The 13624-nt window shown below is 65.6% G+C and carries 15 protein-coding genes; 11 read left to right on the top strand and 4 right to left on the bottom strand.

Annotated features, from left to right (window positions below; all coding sequences use genetic code 11):
* The 5 genes from FHS75_RS15725 (at nt 1) to FHS75_RS15705 (ending at nt 4319) form a co-directional block, all read left to right on the top strand.
* Complete coding sequence (locus tag FHS75_RS15725) at nt 1–483, top strand: hemerythrin domain-containing protein (RefSeq protein WP_179408629.1); 483 nt, start codon at nt 1–3, stop codon at nt 481–483.
* A gap of 28 nt (nt 484–511) precedes the next feature.
* Nucleotides 512–1885: a UdgX family uracil-DNA binding protein gene (locus tag FHS75_RS15720; protein WP_179408647.1), complete on the top strand. Its 1374-nt coding sequence runs from the start codon at nt 512–514 to the stop codon at nt 1883–1885.
* A 74-nt stretch (nt 1886–1959) separates the two neighbouring features.
* On the top strand, nt 1960–2424 hold the full coding sequence (locus tag FHS75_RS15715; protein WP_179408628.1) for a pyridoxamine 5'-phosphate oxidase family protein: 465 nt from the start codon (nt 1960–1962) through the stop codon (nt 2422–2424).
* Between the two features lie 68 nt (nt 2425–2492).
* The gene (locus tag FHS75_RS15710) at nt 2493–4022 is read left to right on the top strand and encodes a PAS domain-containing protein (protein WP_218845299.1); all 1530 of its coding nucleotides are present in this window, start codon (nt 2493–2495) and stop codon (nt 4020–4022) included.
* Nucleotides 4023–4082: 60 nt separating this feature from the next.
* Complete coding sequence (locus FHS75_RS15705) at nt 4083–4319, top strand: hypothetical protein (RefSeq protein WP_179408626.1); 237 nt, start codon at nt 4083–4085, stop codon at nt 4317–4319.
* A gap of 18 nt (nt 4320–4337) precedes the next feature.
* On the opposite strand, the gene FHS75_RS15700 is transcribed toward FHS75_RS15705, so the two are convergent.
* The 3 genes from FHS75_RS15700 to FHS75_RS15690 all read right to left on the bottom strand — a co-directional run bounded on the left by FHS75_RS15700 (nt 4338) and on the right by FHS75_RS15690 (nt 5802).
* Nucleotides 4338–4607: a hypothetical protein gene (locus tag FHS75_RS15700; protein ID WP_179408625.1), complete on the bottom strand. Its 270-nt coding sequence runs from the start codon at nt 4605–4607 to the stop codon at nt 4338–4340.
* Nucleotides 4608–4719: 112 nt separating this feature from the next.
* Nucleotides 4720–5136 carry a response regulator gene (locus tag FHS75_RS15695; RefSeq protein ID WP_179408624.1) on the bottom strand — a complete coding sequence of 139 codons (417 nt, stop codon included), beginning with the start codon at nt 5134–5136 and terminating at the stop codon, nt 4720–4722.
* Nucleotides 5137–5148: 12 nt separating this feature from the next.
* Nucleotides 5149–5802, bottom strand: a complete 654-nt coding sequence (locus FHS75_RS15690) for a sigma-70 family RNA polymerase sigma factor (protein ID WP_179408623.1) — start codon at nt 5800–5802, stop codon at nt 5149–5151.
* 226 nt (nt 5803–6028) lie between these two features.
* Between FHS75_RS15690 and FHS75_RS15685 the strand changes: the two genes are divergently transcribed.
* On the top strand, nt 6029–6487 hold the full coding sequence (locus tag FHS75_RS15685; RefSeq protein WP_179408622.1) for a response regulator: 459 nt from the start codon (nt 6029–6031) through the stop codon (nt 6485–6487).
* 371 nt (nt 6488–6858) lie between these two features.
* Nucleotides 6859–7653 (top strand): response regulator, encoded by a 795-nt coding sequence (locus FHS75_RS15680; protein ID WP_179408621.1) that lies wholly within the window; start codon nt 6859–6861, stop codon nt 7651–7653.
* Nucleotides 7654–7671: 18 nt separating this feature from the next.
* Here FHS75_RS15680 and FHS75_RS15675 read toward each other — a convergent pair whose 3' ends face one another.
* Nucleotides 7672–8169: an asparaginase domain-containing protein gene (locus tag FHS75_RS15675; RefSeq protein ID WP_179408620.1), complete on the bottom strand. Its 498-nt coding sequence runs from the start codon at nt 8167–8169 to the stop codon at nt 7672–7674.
* Between the two features lie 112 nt (nt 8170–8281).
* On the opposite strand from FHS75_RS15675, the gene FHS75_RS15670 reads away from it, so the two are divergent.
* From FHS75_RS15670 to bioB, 4 genes are all read left to right on the top strand, one after another.
* Complete coding sequence (locus tag FHS75_RS15670) at nt 8282–8836, top strand: DUF421 domain-containing protein (protein WP_179408619.1); 555 nt, start codon at nt 8282–8284, stop codon at nt 8834–8836.
* A 114-nt stretch (nt 8837–8950) separates the two neighbouring features.
* Nucleotides 8951–10693, top strand: a complete 1743-nt coding sequence (locus FHS75_RS15665; protein WP_179408618.1) for a DUF389 domain-containing protein — start codon at nt 8951–8953, stop codon at nt 10691–10693.
* 168 nt (nt 10694–10861) lie between these two features.
* Complete coding sequence (locus FHS75_RS15660) at nt 10862–12484, top strand: TadE/TadG family type IV pilus assembly protein (RefSeq protein ID WP_179408617.1); 1623 nt, start codon at nt 10862–10864, stop codon at nt 12482–12484.
* 77 nt (nt 12485–12561) lie between these two features.
* Entirely contained in the window at nt 12562–13617 is a 1056-nt protein-coding gene (bioB, locus tag FHS75_RS15655; RefSeq protein WP_179408616.1) for a biotin synthase BioB, read from the top strand.
* Nucleotides 13618–13624 lie beyond the last annotated feature (7 nt).

Raw genomic sequence — 13624 nt, 5'->3', positions numbered from 1 at the left:
ATGGCTGACGCCCGCATTTTCCAGGATCTCAAGCACGACCACGATCGCCATCGCGATCTTCTCGAAAAGCTCGGCAATACCGAAGGCGCCAGCGATGAGCGCCGCGAACTCTTCGAGGAACTGCGGCGCGAATTGCAGGCGCACGCCGCTGCCGAGGAGGAATCGCTTTACGCCACGATGCTCGGCTGCCCGGACCTGCGCGACGAGGCGCGCCACTCGGTATCCGAGCACAAGGAGATCGACGATTTCCTCGGCGAGCTGATCGAAACCGACATGAGCTCGGGCGCGTGGCTGCAGAAGTTCAAGGACATGCGCCACCGCTACCTCCATCATATCGAGGAGGAGGAGGAGGACATGTTCCCCGCCGCGGCCGACCAGCTGACCGACGAAGCCGAAAAGCGAATCGCCAAGGTTTTCGAGGACCGCAAGCCGCGCGAACTCGAACGGGCCGAGGACGAACTGCCGGGCGATGCCCGCGAGTGACATGCCCATAGCGGACGCGCGTCCCCCCTTGCGCGCCGTCCGCCTCGCCGGTGAGGACGACTACGAAGGGTGGCGCGATGCCGCCCGGCGCCTCGCCGGCGCTGGACTGGGAGCGGACGAGGTCGCCTGGGATGCCGGAGACGGCGCGGGCGACCTCTTCGCCGCCGGCAATGCTCCCCTCCCCGATGTGCCGCACCGCGAACTGCGTGTGCCGCGCAACTTTCCGCAGATCGCGAAGTCCGCGATCCTGCATTCCGATCCCGAACGCTTCTCGCTGCTCTATCGCCTGCTTCTGGGCTTGCAGGACCGGCCTCGCCTGCTCGAGGATCGGGCCGACCCGCTGGTCCGCAGGATCGAGCTGATGGCCAGGGCGGTGCGCCGCGACGTTCACAAGATGCGCGCTTTCGTGCGATTTCGCGAAGTCGAGGACGGCGCGTTCGTCGCCTGGTTCGAGCCCGATCACCATATCGTGCGCGCCAACGCCGGCTTCTTCGTCCGCCGCTTCGCCAGCATGCGCTGGTCGATCCTCACGCCCGAACTCTCGATACACTGGGATGGCGAGACACTCACCGAGGCATCGGGTGCCGACCGTTCCGAGGCCGCCGACGGCGACCGGCTAGAGGAGATGTGGAAGGCCTATTACGGCGCGATCTTCAATCCGGCGCGGCTCAAGGTCTCGGCAATGACGCGCGAGATGCCGCGCAAGTACTGGAAGAACCTGCCCGAGGCGGAATTGATCGCGCCACTGATCGCGGGGGCGCAGGCCCGGGAGGCCACTATGACTTCATCCCGTCCCGCGCCCGAGCAGAGAGCCACCACGCTCTCCGGCCTGCGCGAGGAAGCGCAAGGGTGCCGCCGCTGTCCGCTGTGGAAGGGCACCAACGGCTGCGTTTTCGGCGAAGGCCCCGGCGATGCCCGGCTGATGATCGTGGGCGAGCAGCCCGGCGACGAGGAGGACCTGGCGCAAAAGCCCTTCGTCGGCCCGTCCGGCCAGCTGCTCGATCGTGCGCTCGCAGAAGCGTCGGTCGACCGCGACCGGGTCTACGTCACCAACACGGTCAAGCATTTCAAGTTCGTGATGCGCGGCAAGCGGCGCATCCACCAGAAACCCGGAACATCGGAGATCGAGGCGTGCCGCTGGTGGCTCGGGCAGGAAATCGACCTGATCCGTCCCCCCGCCATGGTGATGCTGGGCGCAACCGCCATCCGGGGCGTGACGGGCAAGAACGGTGCGGTCGGAACGATGCGCGGCAGTCGCGTGCCGCTCGAACACGGCAGCGCCGTTGCCGCCTATCACCCCGCCTACATCCTGAGGCAGCCCGACCGGGAGGCGGCGGACAAGGCGTACCTGTCGCTCGTCGCCGACCTGCGGCTCGCCGACGAGGTCGCCCGGAACGCCTGAGGCGAGCCGCCTCCTTGGAACGCCGGACCGGATCACGCGTTCGATTCGGTAAGCGAATTGAAAGGAGACGACACATGGAAAAGGACGTTCGCCACACTTTCTGGGAGGCCTTTGCCGACAGTCCGTTCATCATGATGAAGCTCGAAGGCTCGAACGAGCATTCGGAACCGATGACCGCGCAGCTCGACAAGGATGCCCACCACACGATCTGGTTCTTTACCGACGTGAAGAACCGCATAGCGGCAGGCGGCCGGGCCATGGGCCAGGTGATGACCAAGGGCCACGATGTTTTCGCCTGCATCGCCGGGAAGCTCACGCGCGAAACCGACCGTACGATCTGGGACAAGCACTGGAACAACGCCGTCGAGGCGTGGTTTCCGAACGGCCGCGAGAACCCGGAAGTCATCATGCTGCGCTTCGACATCGACGATTCCGAGGTATGGACGTCCGAACCCGGCGTGACCGGCAGCCTTAAGATGATGGCCGGGATGAAGATAACTCCCGAAGAAGCAGGCGAACACGAAGTCGGTCGCGTCTGATTTACTGCCCCTTCGGCCTTCGCTAGACTGGCAATGGCCCTTGCGGGGCCGTCGTGGGTGAAAACAGCTTGAACACTCCCAAACCTCACGGCCTTTCCGAGGCGGAAAGGCTGGCTGCGCTCGAGACCTATCCCATTGAGGACGGGGACGTGCGCAAGAAGCTCGACCGCCTCGCCCGGCTGGCAGCCACGGTCTGCGGTGCGCCTGTCGGGCTGGTCAGCCTGGTCGGGTCCGACCGGCAGGTGTTCGTCGGCAGGGCAGGAACCGAACTGGCCGAAACCCCGCGCGCGTGGTCCTTCTGCGATCACGCCATGCGGCAGGAAGCGTGCATGACGGTTCCCGACGCCGGGCGCGATGAGCGCTTCGCCGACAATCCGCTCGTCACCGGGGAGCCGGGCATCCGCTTTTATGCCGGACAGCCGCTGCGTTCCCCGGAAGGCCTGCCGCTCGGCGCGTTCTGCGTGATCGACACGAAGCCTCGCCCGGCGCTCGACAGCGAGCAGTGCGAAACGCTGGAAACACTGGCCGAGGCCGCGATGGCAATCCTCGAGAAGGCGCGGATCGAGGCGCGCAGTCGCAAACTCGCCGAGGAGCAGAGCTGGCAGATCGAACACCACCGGCATCGTTTCGAAACGCTTGCCGATGCCATGCCGCAGCTTGTCTGGGCGACGACGCCGGACGGGCAAGTGGACTATCTCAATCGCGGCTGGCGCGAATTTACAGGCCGGCCGCTGGAGGATTCCTACGGGCACAAGTGGCTGGGTTTCCTTCATCCCGACGATGCCGAGAAAACCGCCGGTGTCTGGTCCGAGTCGCTTGAGAGCCGCAAGCCCTACGAAATCGAATACCGGCTGTTCCGCCATGACGGCCAGTATCGCTGGCAACTCGCACGCGGACTCCCGATGCTGGCCCCCGATGGCGAGATATTGCGATGGATCGGCACCTGCACCGATATCCACGACCAGAAAGAGACCTCGGACCTGCTCGCGATCCTCTCGCGCGAGCTGAACCATCGCATCAAGAACATCTTCGCGGTCATCGGCGGCCTCATCGCCCTGACCGTGCGGCGCCATCCCGAGGCGAGGGATCTCGGCCGCGATCTCCAGGACCGCATCCTCGCACTGGGACGCGCGCACGACTACGTGCGCACCGATGCTCGCGGAGAGTTCGAGCCGCACCCGCACACCAGCCTGAAGGGCATGCTCGAGGCGCTGCTCGCGCCCTATGGCGCGCGCGACGAGGCGCGCTTCACGATGACCGGGCAGGACATCGCGATCGACGATCGTTCGGCCACGCCGCTGGCACTGTATTTCCACGAGCTTGCCACCAACGCCGCGAAGTACGGCGCCCTGTCGGCCGACGACGGCACGGTCGAGATCGCGCTGTCGGAAAACGGCGACGACGCGGAACTGACATGGAGCGAATCCGGCGGCCCGCCGGTGCTGCCGAGCAGCGAGAACGGGTTCGGTGCGGCCCTCATCGACATGAGTATTCATCGCCAGCTTGGCGGGCGCGTCGAATACGACTGGCGGCGGACGGGCCTCGTCGTCCGGGCTATCGTCCCCAGGTCGGCGCTCGCACGGGAGGGGAATACATGATCACGTCAGCCAGCCGGGAGCGCGAATGTCGTCTGCCGGGTTCGCGCGACGGAGTTTTTCATGCCCGGTGATCCGAAAAACGGTTCTCATCGGGCCGCCGGCCCTGTCCGGTCGGCTCGCGGCGGCGCGGCGGCGCTGGTCGGTCTCGTGATCCTGGCCATCCTCGCATTTTTCTGGCTTTCGGCCGAGGACCGGGCGATGCCCGGCGATGCGGCCATCGACAAGAGCACCGCGGAAGTCGGCGCGGCGCTGGACCAGATCGACGAGACGACCGAGAATGCCGGGACGGGCGAATAGGCCTTCGCTGGCTGGTCGCTAGCTTTCCAGCTCGTCGCGATGCTTCGAGATGAGGTAGCGGTAAACGCCTACGCAGTTGATCACCAGCAGCACCAGGTTCTGGACGCCGATACCTTCGCTGTTCGGCTCGAGAAAGCCCCATGCGATCAGCGCGATCGAGCTGGTGACGAAGATGACGAATGCATACCCGGTCCATTTGCGGCCAAGGTCGAGCGAGATGATCAGTGCCGCAAGCGTCGCCGCGCCCGCGCCGTAATACTGGATCCCGTCGAGTATGACCTTGTCCATCGATTGCCCTCGCTGAAGTTCCGGCGACCGCCCGCATGCGGATTGCACACAAGCGAAAGGGGCCGGAATGCGGTTGGTTCCGGCCCCTTGCGGCCTGTCCTGAAATGAATTGTCAGCCGTTCGCGGCTATCGGGAAAACCTCTGCCGGAAGCGCGCCTGAAGGCTGTGCTCCGGCAGCCGCGTAGGCGATCACATCGAGTATCACGTCGCGCGAGAACGGCTTCTGCACAACACCGACCGCGGTCTGCGCAGGTCGTTCGATCTGGTTCGGATTCGCGGTGACATAGACGATCGATGTCCCGTGCGATTCAGAAAGCCTGCACGCGATCTCCGGTCCGGAGAGTCCGTCGCGCAGGTTCAGGTCGACAAGGGCAATGTCGGGCGCGTCACCGACTGTCGCGATCGACGCCTTGTCCGGCACGATCCCGACGACGTCGTATCCGGCGTCGAGCAGCATGTCCTCGAGCTGCAGGGCAACAAGGAATTCGTCCTCGACGATCAGGATCTTGGCTTTGGTACGATGAGGCATTGCGAAAGAGCCTTATGCCACCGCGCGGAGTTGCTCCGCGTCGGCGTTGGCGATCTTGGTAAGCTCGCCGAAGAACGAACTGATCGCATCGCCGTCGAGCACGAATTCGTGACGCGAGTCGGGAAGCTGTCCGGACTCGATGGCCTTGCTCAGCATTGCGCGGGCGCGGCAGATGCGGCTCTTCACCGTACCGAGCGCGATACCGCAGATGTTCGCAATCTCGTCGTAGGACAGGTTGCCGGCCGCCACGAGGATCAGTGCTTCGCGATAGGTTTCGGGAATCGTGGAGAGCGCGCGCAGGACATCGGAAAGCTCGACGGCGCTTTCCTGCGAAGCGGGAGCGCGCAGGATGCGTTCGGCGGCAATCTCGTCGTACTCGCCGTGAAAACGGCTGCGGCGGGCTTCGCTGTAGAAATGATTGCGCAGGATCGTGAAGGTCCACGCCTTGAAATTGGTACCGGCGGCATAGCGGTCGCGCGCGGCCCAGGCGCGCAGCATCGTTTCCTGCGCGAGGTCGTCGGCACGGTCGCGGCATCCGCAAAGCGCGCGGGCAAAGGCCCTGAGGTGCGGGGCGACGTCATTCAGCGCGCGCTTGAAATCGCCATCGCTGAGCGTCTCGATAGTCTTTTTTTCAGGTTCGGACTTCGATTCCGCTGTCGACGTCATAGGGTTCCCTCCAATTGCTACGTTGACTTTTGAACGCAACTCCCCGCGCATTGGTTCCCGGAAAGTGCCCTGCGGGTTTGAGATCGGCGTCCGGCGCGCATCGAAATGCGGCGAGCCGAAGGAACAGCAGGACCATCGCAGCGTTTGGCCGCTATCAGACTGTGACGGGAACCGGCGCCCGCCGATTTCCTTCGTTGCCGGCACCTACTTACCCAAACCGGACCGCATGGATCGAAGCGACAGCAACACCAGCCCGCCCCCTCCCGAAAAACCAACCGGGTCGCTCGGGCGCGTCCTGATCGTGGAGGACGATACGATGCTCGCAAACGACCTTGCCGACAGCCTGCGGGCTGCCGGCGCTGTCGAAGTGCGCACATGTCCGACGATAGCACAGGCGACACGGGAACTCGCCGATTTCAGGCCCGGCACGATCGTGCTCGATGTCAACCTGGCCGACCGCGCTGACGGGTGGGGCCTGGCGGAGCTTGCCCTGCAACTCGGCCCCAAGCCGCCGGGTATCGTCTTTTCGACCGGGGCGCCCGAAAGCATACCCGAAAGCGTCGCCAGCCTCGGCACCGTGCTGTGCAAGCCCTATGCGGCGGCGGAACTCGTCCAGGCGGTACGCAACACGCAGGGCCACGCCGGCATGCTCGCCAAACTACGCCAGGCCTTCGGTTTTCGCTGAGGATTTCAAGGCGGACCCATTCGCGCCAGGGCAATCGGACCAGCCCAAAAATTTTGAGGCCCCTGCGGCCATTTGGCGGCAGGGGCCTCGGGATCGGATCACCACCGGTTGCGGGGGGTGGGGTGGGTGGGAGGGCCAGTGGTGATACTGGATGAACACCACCGCCCGGAAAGAGTTCCCGGAAAGTGAATCTTTTTCGAAAGAATTTTCGCAGGCCCGACCGGGGGCCGGTTACTAGCCCGATTTAACAAAGATTTAGCAGCGCCGGGCCGAATTTTCGCCACCGGATCGAAATTCCACGAAGCACGGTTGGCAAGCGCCGTTATTGCGCTACATCACCCGTCAGCAAAAAAATTCAGATCGAGGTGTCCATGTCGGTAGCTGACCAGATCGGCGTCCAACTCCCCTTCCTTCGGCGCTATGCCCGCGCGCTGACGGGTTCGCAAACTTCGGGTGACACCTACGTTCGCGCGACGCTGGAAGCGGCGCTTGCTGACGATGCCCTGCGCACCGAGATCGCCGAGAGCCGCGCGGCGCTTTACCGCGCCTTCAACCGCATCTGGTCTTCCGGCCACGTCGAGGAAGCGGACCAGCGCGCCGGCGACACCCCGCTCGCGAAGGCAGCCCAGCAGCGCCTTGCGCAGATGACGCCGCTGCACCGGCAGGCCCTCCTGCTGACGACGCTCGAGGAGTTCTCGCAGGAAGAAGCCGCCGAAATCCTCGACATGTCGCTGGAAGAGGTCCGCTCGCTGGTCAACCAGGCGATTTCCGAGATCGAATCCGAGACCAAGACCGACGTCCTCATCATCGAGGACGAGCCGCTGATCTCGATGCAGCTCGAAGGTCTGGTGACCGACCTCGGCCACAATGTCGTAGGGACCGCCGCCACCCGGACGCAGGCGATCGAGATATTCGAGAACAAGCGTGCCGGTCTGGTGCTCGCCGATATCCAGCTTGCCGACGGCAGCTCGGGGATCGACGCGGTCGAGGACCTGCTCAAGTTCGGCGACGTGCCGGTGATCTTCATCACCGCCTATCCCGAGAAGCTGCTGACCGGCGAGCGGCCCGAGCCGACCTACCTCGTCACCAAGCCCTTCCAGGAAGCGACGGTGCGCGCCGCGATCAGCCAGGCGCTGTTCTTCGATTCGAGCAAGCCGCTGGGCTGAACCGCCGACGGTACAGGGTCAGTCGAGGCGCACGAACGCGCCCGCCTCCCTGTCCTTGCGCACTTTGAGCCCGTCGAACACGGTGCCGTTCATCGTGATGTAGATGCCAGGCCGCGCGACCTGCGCACAGGCGAAGGCCATGCCGAGGTTGAACGCGGCATCGCTCTGCGCGAACCGGGCGGGTGCGAGCGCGCCGACAAGCACGATGGTGCGCGCGTCGAGTCCGACTAGGGCGCGCGCGGTCTCGGTCATCGTGTCGGTCCCGTGCGTCACGACGATGCGCCGTTCGGGCGCGCGCCCGATACGATCGCGGATCGCGGCCCTGTCGGCATCGTCGAGTTCCAGGCTGTCCTTGCGCATCGCCTCCTCGATCCGGAAGGACTGCCTGACGCGCCCCTCTTCCAGGAGGTGCGAAATCATCGTGTCGGCAATCTGGAATTCGCTTTTCGCGTCGAAGTACTGCTTGTCGATCGTCCCGCCGGTGGTGAGGATCAGGATCGCTTCGTCGTCATCCATTGTTTTGTCCACGCTTCGTCCCTGCATTTATCGACCGCGTTTTCCACAAGCCCTTTCCTGTTGAACCATCCTCATTCCGATGCGTTGCGGAACCAAGGAGGCCGGGCAGACCATGACACTCATCGAAAGCGCCCTTGTCGGCGACGAAATCGAAAAGTACCTGCGGGTGCTGATATGCGCACCGGTGATCTATTTCACGATCATCCTGTTCATCCGCATTTCGGGCAAGCGATCCACCTCGCAAATGAACAACTTCGACTGGGTCGTCACCGTCGCGCTCGGGTCGCTGGCCGCGTCCGGCATTATCCTGAAGGACGTGCCCGCGCTGCAGGTCATCTTCGCCTTCGGCCTGTTGCTGTTGCTGCAATTCATCCTGACCAAGCTGATATATCGCAGCGAGTTTGCCGCCAACCTCGTCAAGGCCGAACCGGCCCTGCTCGTAGCCGACGGCAAGTTCTGCCGCGAAACGATGCGCAACGAGCGCGTGACCGAGGCCGAGGTCAACGCCGCGATCAGGGCGGCACAGCTTACCGACCTGTCGCAGGTTCGCTGGGTCATCCTCGAAACCGACGCGACGATGAGCGTCATCCCGCGCGAACCTGCCGATACCGATCGCAGCGCCATGCGCGAGGTCGACGGGTTCAAGCGCGGCGCGATCGGGACCTGACGGAAGCGTCGCTCGAAAATCTAGGCATTTGTTAATTCGCGCGGTAACACGATCCGCGATGATCCGCCGTTCCCATATCGCCCTGCCTGCCGTGTGCCTCCCGGAGTCCGGGGCATGACCGACGCCGTCCTGCCTTCGCAGGAGCCACCCTCGCCGCCCCGGCAACCGGCGGCGGATACGGCGGGCGCGCCCGAGCCGGAAGGCGAGACGACCGCGCGCGGGCCGCTCCACCGCGTCAAGCTGTGGATGCGCTACATCCGCATCCGCATCGCCCATGCGGTGCTGCTGCCCGAGCTCTCGCCCTCGCAGGCACGCGCGCTGCGCCGCACGGTGCACGAGGACAGCGAGCTGACCAGCGGCTACGTGCTGATGAGCGCACTTTCGGCGGGCATCGCCACGCTGGGCCTGTTGCAGAGCTCGACCGCGGTTGTGATCGGGGCGATGCTGATTTCCCCGCTGATGAGCCCGATCGCCGCGCTCGGCTTCGCCTTCGCCTCGGTGGACGGCAAGCGCATTCGCGAGGCAGCGCGCGTCGTCCTGGTCGGCGCCGCCGTCGGCGTGCTGACCGGCGTGCTCCTCACCTGGCTGAGCCCGATCCGCAACGCGACGCCCGAAATCCTCGCACGCACGCAGCCGACGCTGCTCGACCTCGCGGTTGCGCTGTTTTCGGGTATCGCGGGCGGCTACGCGACGGTCATCCAGAAGGGCGGCACCGCCATCGGGGTCGCCATCGCAACGGCCCTGATGCCGCCGCTCGCCACGATCGGCTACGGCGTCGGCATGCTTCATGCGGGCTTCGCGCTGGGCGCGCTGCTGCTGTTCGCGACCAACCTTGCGGCCATCGCCTTCGCCTTCGCACTGATCGCCCGGCTGAGCGGGGCGGCACGGCCGCTGACCGCGTTCGAGTGGCGTCCGCGCTACGTGACCGCGCTGGTGCTCGCGTTCCTCGCGCTCGCCATTCCGCTGTCGATGACGCTCATGCGTCTGAAGGAAGAGGCGACGATGCGCACCGCCGCGCAGGCCGCCATCCTCGAGGCCGCGAACGACCGGCGCGCGCGGATCGCCCAGATCGACGTGGTCAACCCGCTTTTCGGCGAACCTTCGGTCGAGGCGCTCGTCATCACGCCCGCCTATGCCGCGAACGCGACCCGCGACGCGGAAAGGCGGCTGGAGAACGCGCTGGGCGAGCCGGTCTCGATCAGTCTCCAGCAGGTGCTGGCTGCCGATCTCCAGTCGCAGACGCGTGCGATGGTCGATGCCGCGATGGAACGCACCATGGCGGGCATCGCCGCCGACGTCCCGCCGCTAGACAAGATCCGTGCGAGCGTCGGCCTTCCGACCCGCTCGATCTGGAGCAACCGCGCCGGGCGGATGGTCTATGTCGAGCCGATCCCCGCCCCCGGCTGGACGCTTGCCGACTACCGTGAGGTGGAACGCGAGGCGACCGACGCCGACGAGGTATGGGCGGTCCGCGTCGTTCCGCCGGCGCAGCAGTCGCTGCGGGTCGCGATCGATCCGGGCGTAGAAGCCGAAGGCGCGGTCTCCGCCGACCTCGCGGTCTGGGCGCTGCAGCGCTGGGGCATGTCGAAAGCGACGCTGATCGCGCCCGAAGGCGGTGCTCCCGCGCTGGCCCAGGCCCTGCGCGAGGCCGGCATCCGCGTTGTCGCCCCTCCCCCGCCAGCCGATGGCGAGCGCGGGCCGACCTTCGAGGAAGGCGTCGCCACGCTGCGGGTCTACGCCGAAAGACCGACCCTCGTCGCCGCCCGCAAGGCTGCTGCCGAGGCGCGCGCCGCAGCCGAACGCGCGGCGGCGGCCGAGGCGGCAAGCGCGGGAGCGGTGCTCGAAGGCGCGCCCTGACCTGCGAAAGGCAGGCGAAATGCGGCGTGCGATGGCAAACCGATGTTAACCATAATCCCCATGTTTAACAGCGCTTTGTCGGTGTTTTTGACCAAAACCTGTTAACGGCTTCGATACAATTTGCGCGTATTACCGTTGCCTGAGCAACTCCGCCGGACGGAAAGGGCAATGGGCAGCAAGCGTATCGACATCGGCAGGATGGGCACCGTATGGCGCTCGCTTCGCGGCGAGCGCAGCGGCAATGCCACGCTGATGGTCGCGCTCGGCGTCCCGGCCCTTATCGGCGGCGCCGGCCTCGGCGTCGACATGGCGCAGTGGTACCTCTGGAAAAGCGAGCTTCAGTACGCTGTCGACCAAGCGGCCATCGCGGCGGCCTATGCCCGCGCCGACGATTCGACCAAGAACGACTATTCGACCCGCGCGCTGCAGGAGTTCGCCGCCAATACCGGCGTGATCCGCCACATCGCGGCGACTCCCTCGGTCACGCTCGGCGATTTCGCCGGCGGCACCGACAACCTGATCACCGTCGCCTCCTCGGCATCGGACCGGCTGCCCTTTTCGAGCTTCATCACCGGCAGCGCGGTCAGCGTCTCGTCGAGCGCGAGCGCGACTTTCGAGGGCAACGGGACTGCCTGGACGAGCTGCCTCATCGCGCTCCACCCGTCGGCTTCGAAAGCCGTGTGGTTCAACGGCGGCCCCGACGTCGATGCCGGATGCGGCGTGGCGGCGCTATCGAACGCAACGAACGCCATCGAAGTCAGTGGCGGCAGCGGCACGCTCGACCTCGGCTGGGTGATCGCGGCGGGCGGCATCGACAATTATTTCGACAGCATCAGCGGCACGACCGTCATCGAGAACGCGGTCGGCCTGTCGAATCCCTTCGCGGGGCTGACCCCGCCCGGCAATCCGGTTTCGCGTACGCTGAGCTGCGGCAGCAACGGCGGCGGCGAAACGACCTACGCGGCCACCTACGACGTGACCGCGCACACCTACCACCTGCGCTACGAAGGTCCGAAGAAGAACCAGATGTCGCTGGTCAGCACGACGCTGGTCGATACCAATGTCTACACCGAGACCGGAGGCGCGACCGCAAGCACGCAGGTCGGCGACACCTCGACGACGACCGGCGACCCGCAGACGGTCAGCGACGGGTCGAGCGGAAGCGGCAAGGACAAACTATACTGGCAGGTCGACAGCGTCGTCGAGAGCACTGCCACCGTCACTTCGGTCCAGTCCTCCGGCGGCGGGACGGTGAGTGCAGGCATGATGCAGCCCGGCACGTACAGCGACTTCGACCTTTCGTGCGACACCGTGCTCGCGCCAGGCATTTACGTCATCGACGGCGGCGACATCGACGTGAACGCGCAGTATTCGCTTTCGGGCACGGGCGTGATGTTCGTCCTGAAGAACGGCGCGGGAATCAAGATCAACGGCGGCGCGAGCATCAGCCTGACTGCGATGGACAAGAACGAGCTCATCGCCGAGGGCGTCTCTTCCGCCGATGCCGACAAGCTCGAAGGCATGCTGGTGTTCGAGGATCCGTCCTCGTCCGGAAATTCCAAGAACAAGATCAACGGCAATTCCTCGACCTATCTCAACGGGTCGATCTACCTGCCGGTCAGCGGGGTCGAAATCCTCGGCACCGCGGGCGTCACCAGTCGCTGCCTCACCATCGCGGCGAACACGATCAAGATCGGCGGCACCGCCGACCTATCGACCTTCTGCCCGCCGGGGATGGTGAACGACACCGAGGTCATGGCCGGCGACATCCGCGTGCGCCTGGTAAGCTGATCGCCCGCACGGGGCTTATCAATCCCGCAAATCCGGTCTACGGGACGGCGCGAAACCGAACCAGACCGGATTGCCCGATGACCGACGCTCCTTCCTCCGATACCCATAGCCCGCGCACCGACTGGACGCGCGAGGAAATCGCGTCGCTGTTCGACCTGCCGTTTACCGAGCTCCTGTTCCGCGCGGCCACGGTCCACCGCGCGCATCATGCCGCTGACCAGGTGCAGCTTTGCACGCTGCTTTCGATCAAGACCGGCGGCTGCCCCGAAGATTGTGGCTATTGCTCGCAGTCCGTCCACGCCGACAGCGGGGTCGAGGCAACGAAGCTGATGGACGTGCAGGCGGTGCTCCAGCGCGCGGCGCAGGCGAAGGATGCCGGCTCGCAACGCTTCTGCATGGGTGCTGCCTGGCGCAATCCCAAGGACCGCGACATGCCGAAGATCGTCGAGATCGTGCAGGGCGTGGCCGGGATGGGCATGGAGACCTGCATGACGCTCGGCATGCTGACGCCCGCGCAGGCGCGGCAGCTCAAGGATGCGGGCCTCGACTACTACAACCACAACATCGACACCTCGCCCGAACGCTATGGCGAAGTGATCTCGACGCGCAGCTTCGAGGACCGGCTCGATACGCTCGACACCGTGCGCGATGCCGGGATCAACGTATGCTCGGGCGGGATCGTCGGCATGGGCGAAGCGCGCGAGGACAGGGTCGGCTTCGTCCACGCGCTCGCCACGCTTCCCGAACATCCGCAGAGCGTGCCGGTCAACGCGCTGGTCCCGGTCAAGGGCACGCCGCTGGGCGACATGCTGGCCGACACGCCGTTGGCGAAGATCGACGATATCGAGTTCGTGCGCACCGTCGCTGCCGCGCGCATCGCGATGCCGCGATCGATGGTGCGGCTGTCCGCCGGGCGCGAGGCGATGTCCGAAGCGACGCAGGCGCTGTGCTTCCTGGCGGGCGCGAACTCCATCTTCACCGGCGACAAGCTGCTCACCGCGCCGAACGCGGGCGACGACAGCGATGCCGCGCTTTTCGCCAGGCTCGGTCTGAAGCCGCTGGCGGGCGAGGAACCGATGCGCGCGGAATCCTGCGCCGCACCCGCCTGCGCCACTCAAGCCGAACCGGCATGACCGGGCG

Source organism: Novosphingobium marinum, assembly GCF_013408095.1.
In the GTDB taxonomy this organism is placed as follows: Bacteria; Pseudomonadota; Alphaproteobacteria; order Sphingomonadales; family Sphingomonadaceae; genus Novosphingobium; species Novosphingobium marinum.
The sequence above is the reverse complement of the archived record's forward strand: the minus strand, read 5'-3'. Positions and strand labels throughout refer to the sequence as shown.

Excerpts from the sequence above, each read along its gene's own strand:
- FHS75_RS15725 (WP_179408629.1), top strand. The coding sequence starts at position 1 with ATGGCTGACGCCCGCATTTTCCAGGATCTCAAGCACGACCACGATCGC.
- FHS75_RS15705 (WP_179408626.1), top strand. The coding sequence starts at position 4,083 with ATGCCCGGTGATCCGAAAAACGGTTCTCATCGGGCCGCCGGCCCTGTC.
- FHS75_RS15660 (WP_179408617.1), top strand. The coding sequence starts at position 10,862 with ATGGGCAGCAAGCGTATCGACATCGGCAGGATGGGCACCGTATGGCGC.
- FHS75_RS15665 (WP_179408618.1), top strand. The coding sequence starts at position 8,951 with ATGACCGACGCCGTCCTGCCTTCGCAGGAGCCACCCTCGCCGCCCCGG.
- FHS75_RS15670 (WP_179408619.1), top strand. The coding sequence starts at position 8,282 with ATGACACTCATCGAAAGCGCCCTTGTCGGCGACGAAATCGAAAAGTAC.
- FHS75_RS15680 (WP_179408621.1), top strand. The coding sequence starts at position 6,859 with ATGTCGGTAGCTGACCAGATCGGCGTCCAACTCCCCTTCCTTCGGCGC.
- FHS75_RS15675 (WP_179408620.1), bottom strand. The coding sequence starts at position 8,169 with ATGGATGACGACGAAGCGATCCTGATCCTCACCACCGGCGGGACGATC.
- bioB (WP_179408616.1), top strand. The coding sequence starts at position 12,562 with ATGACCGACGCTCCTTCCTCCGATACCCATAGCCCGCGCACCGACTGG.
- FHS75_RS15715 (WP_179408628.1), top strand. The coding sequence starts at position 1,960 with ATGGAAAAGGACGTTCGCCACACTTTCTGGGAGGCCTTTGCCGACAGT.
- FHS75_RS15700 (WP_179408625.1), bottom strand. The coding sequence starts at position 4,607 with ATGGACAAGGTCATACTCGACGGGATCCAGTATTACGGCGCGGGCGCG.
- FHS75_RS15695 (WP_179408624.1), bottom strand. The coding sequence starts at position 5,136 with ATGCCTCATCGTACCAAAGCCAAGATCCTGATCGTCGAGGACGAATTC.
- FHS75_RS15685 (WP_179408622.1), top strand. The coding sequence starts at position 6,029 with ATGGATCGAAGCGACAGCAACACCAGCCCGCCCCCTCCCGAAAAACCA.
- FHS75_RS15690 (WP_179408623.1), bottom strand. The coding sequence starts at position 5,802 with ATGACGTCGACAGCGGAATCGAAGTCCGAACCTGAAAAAAAGACTATC.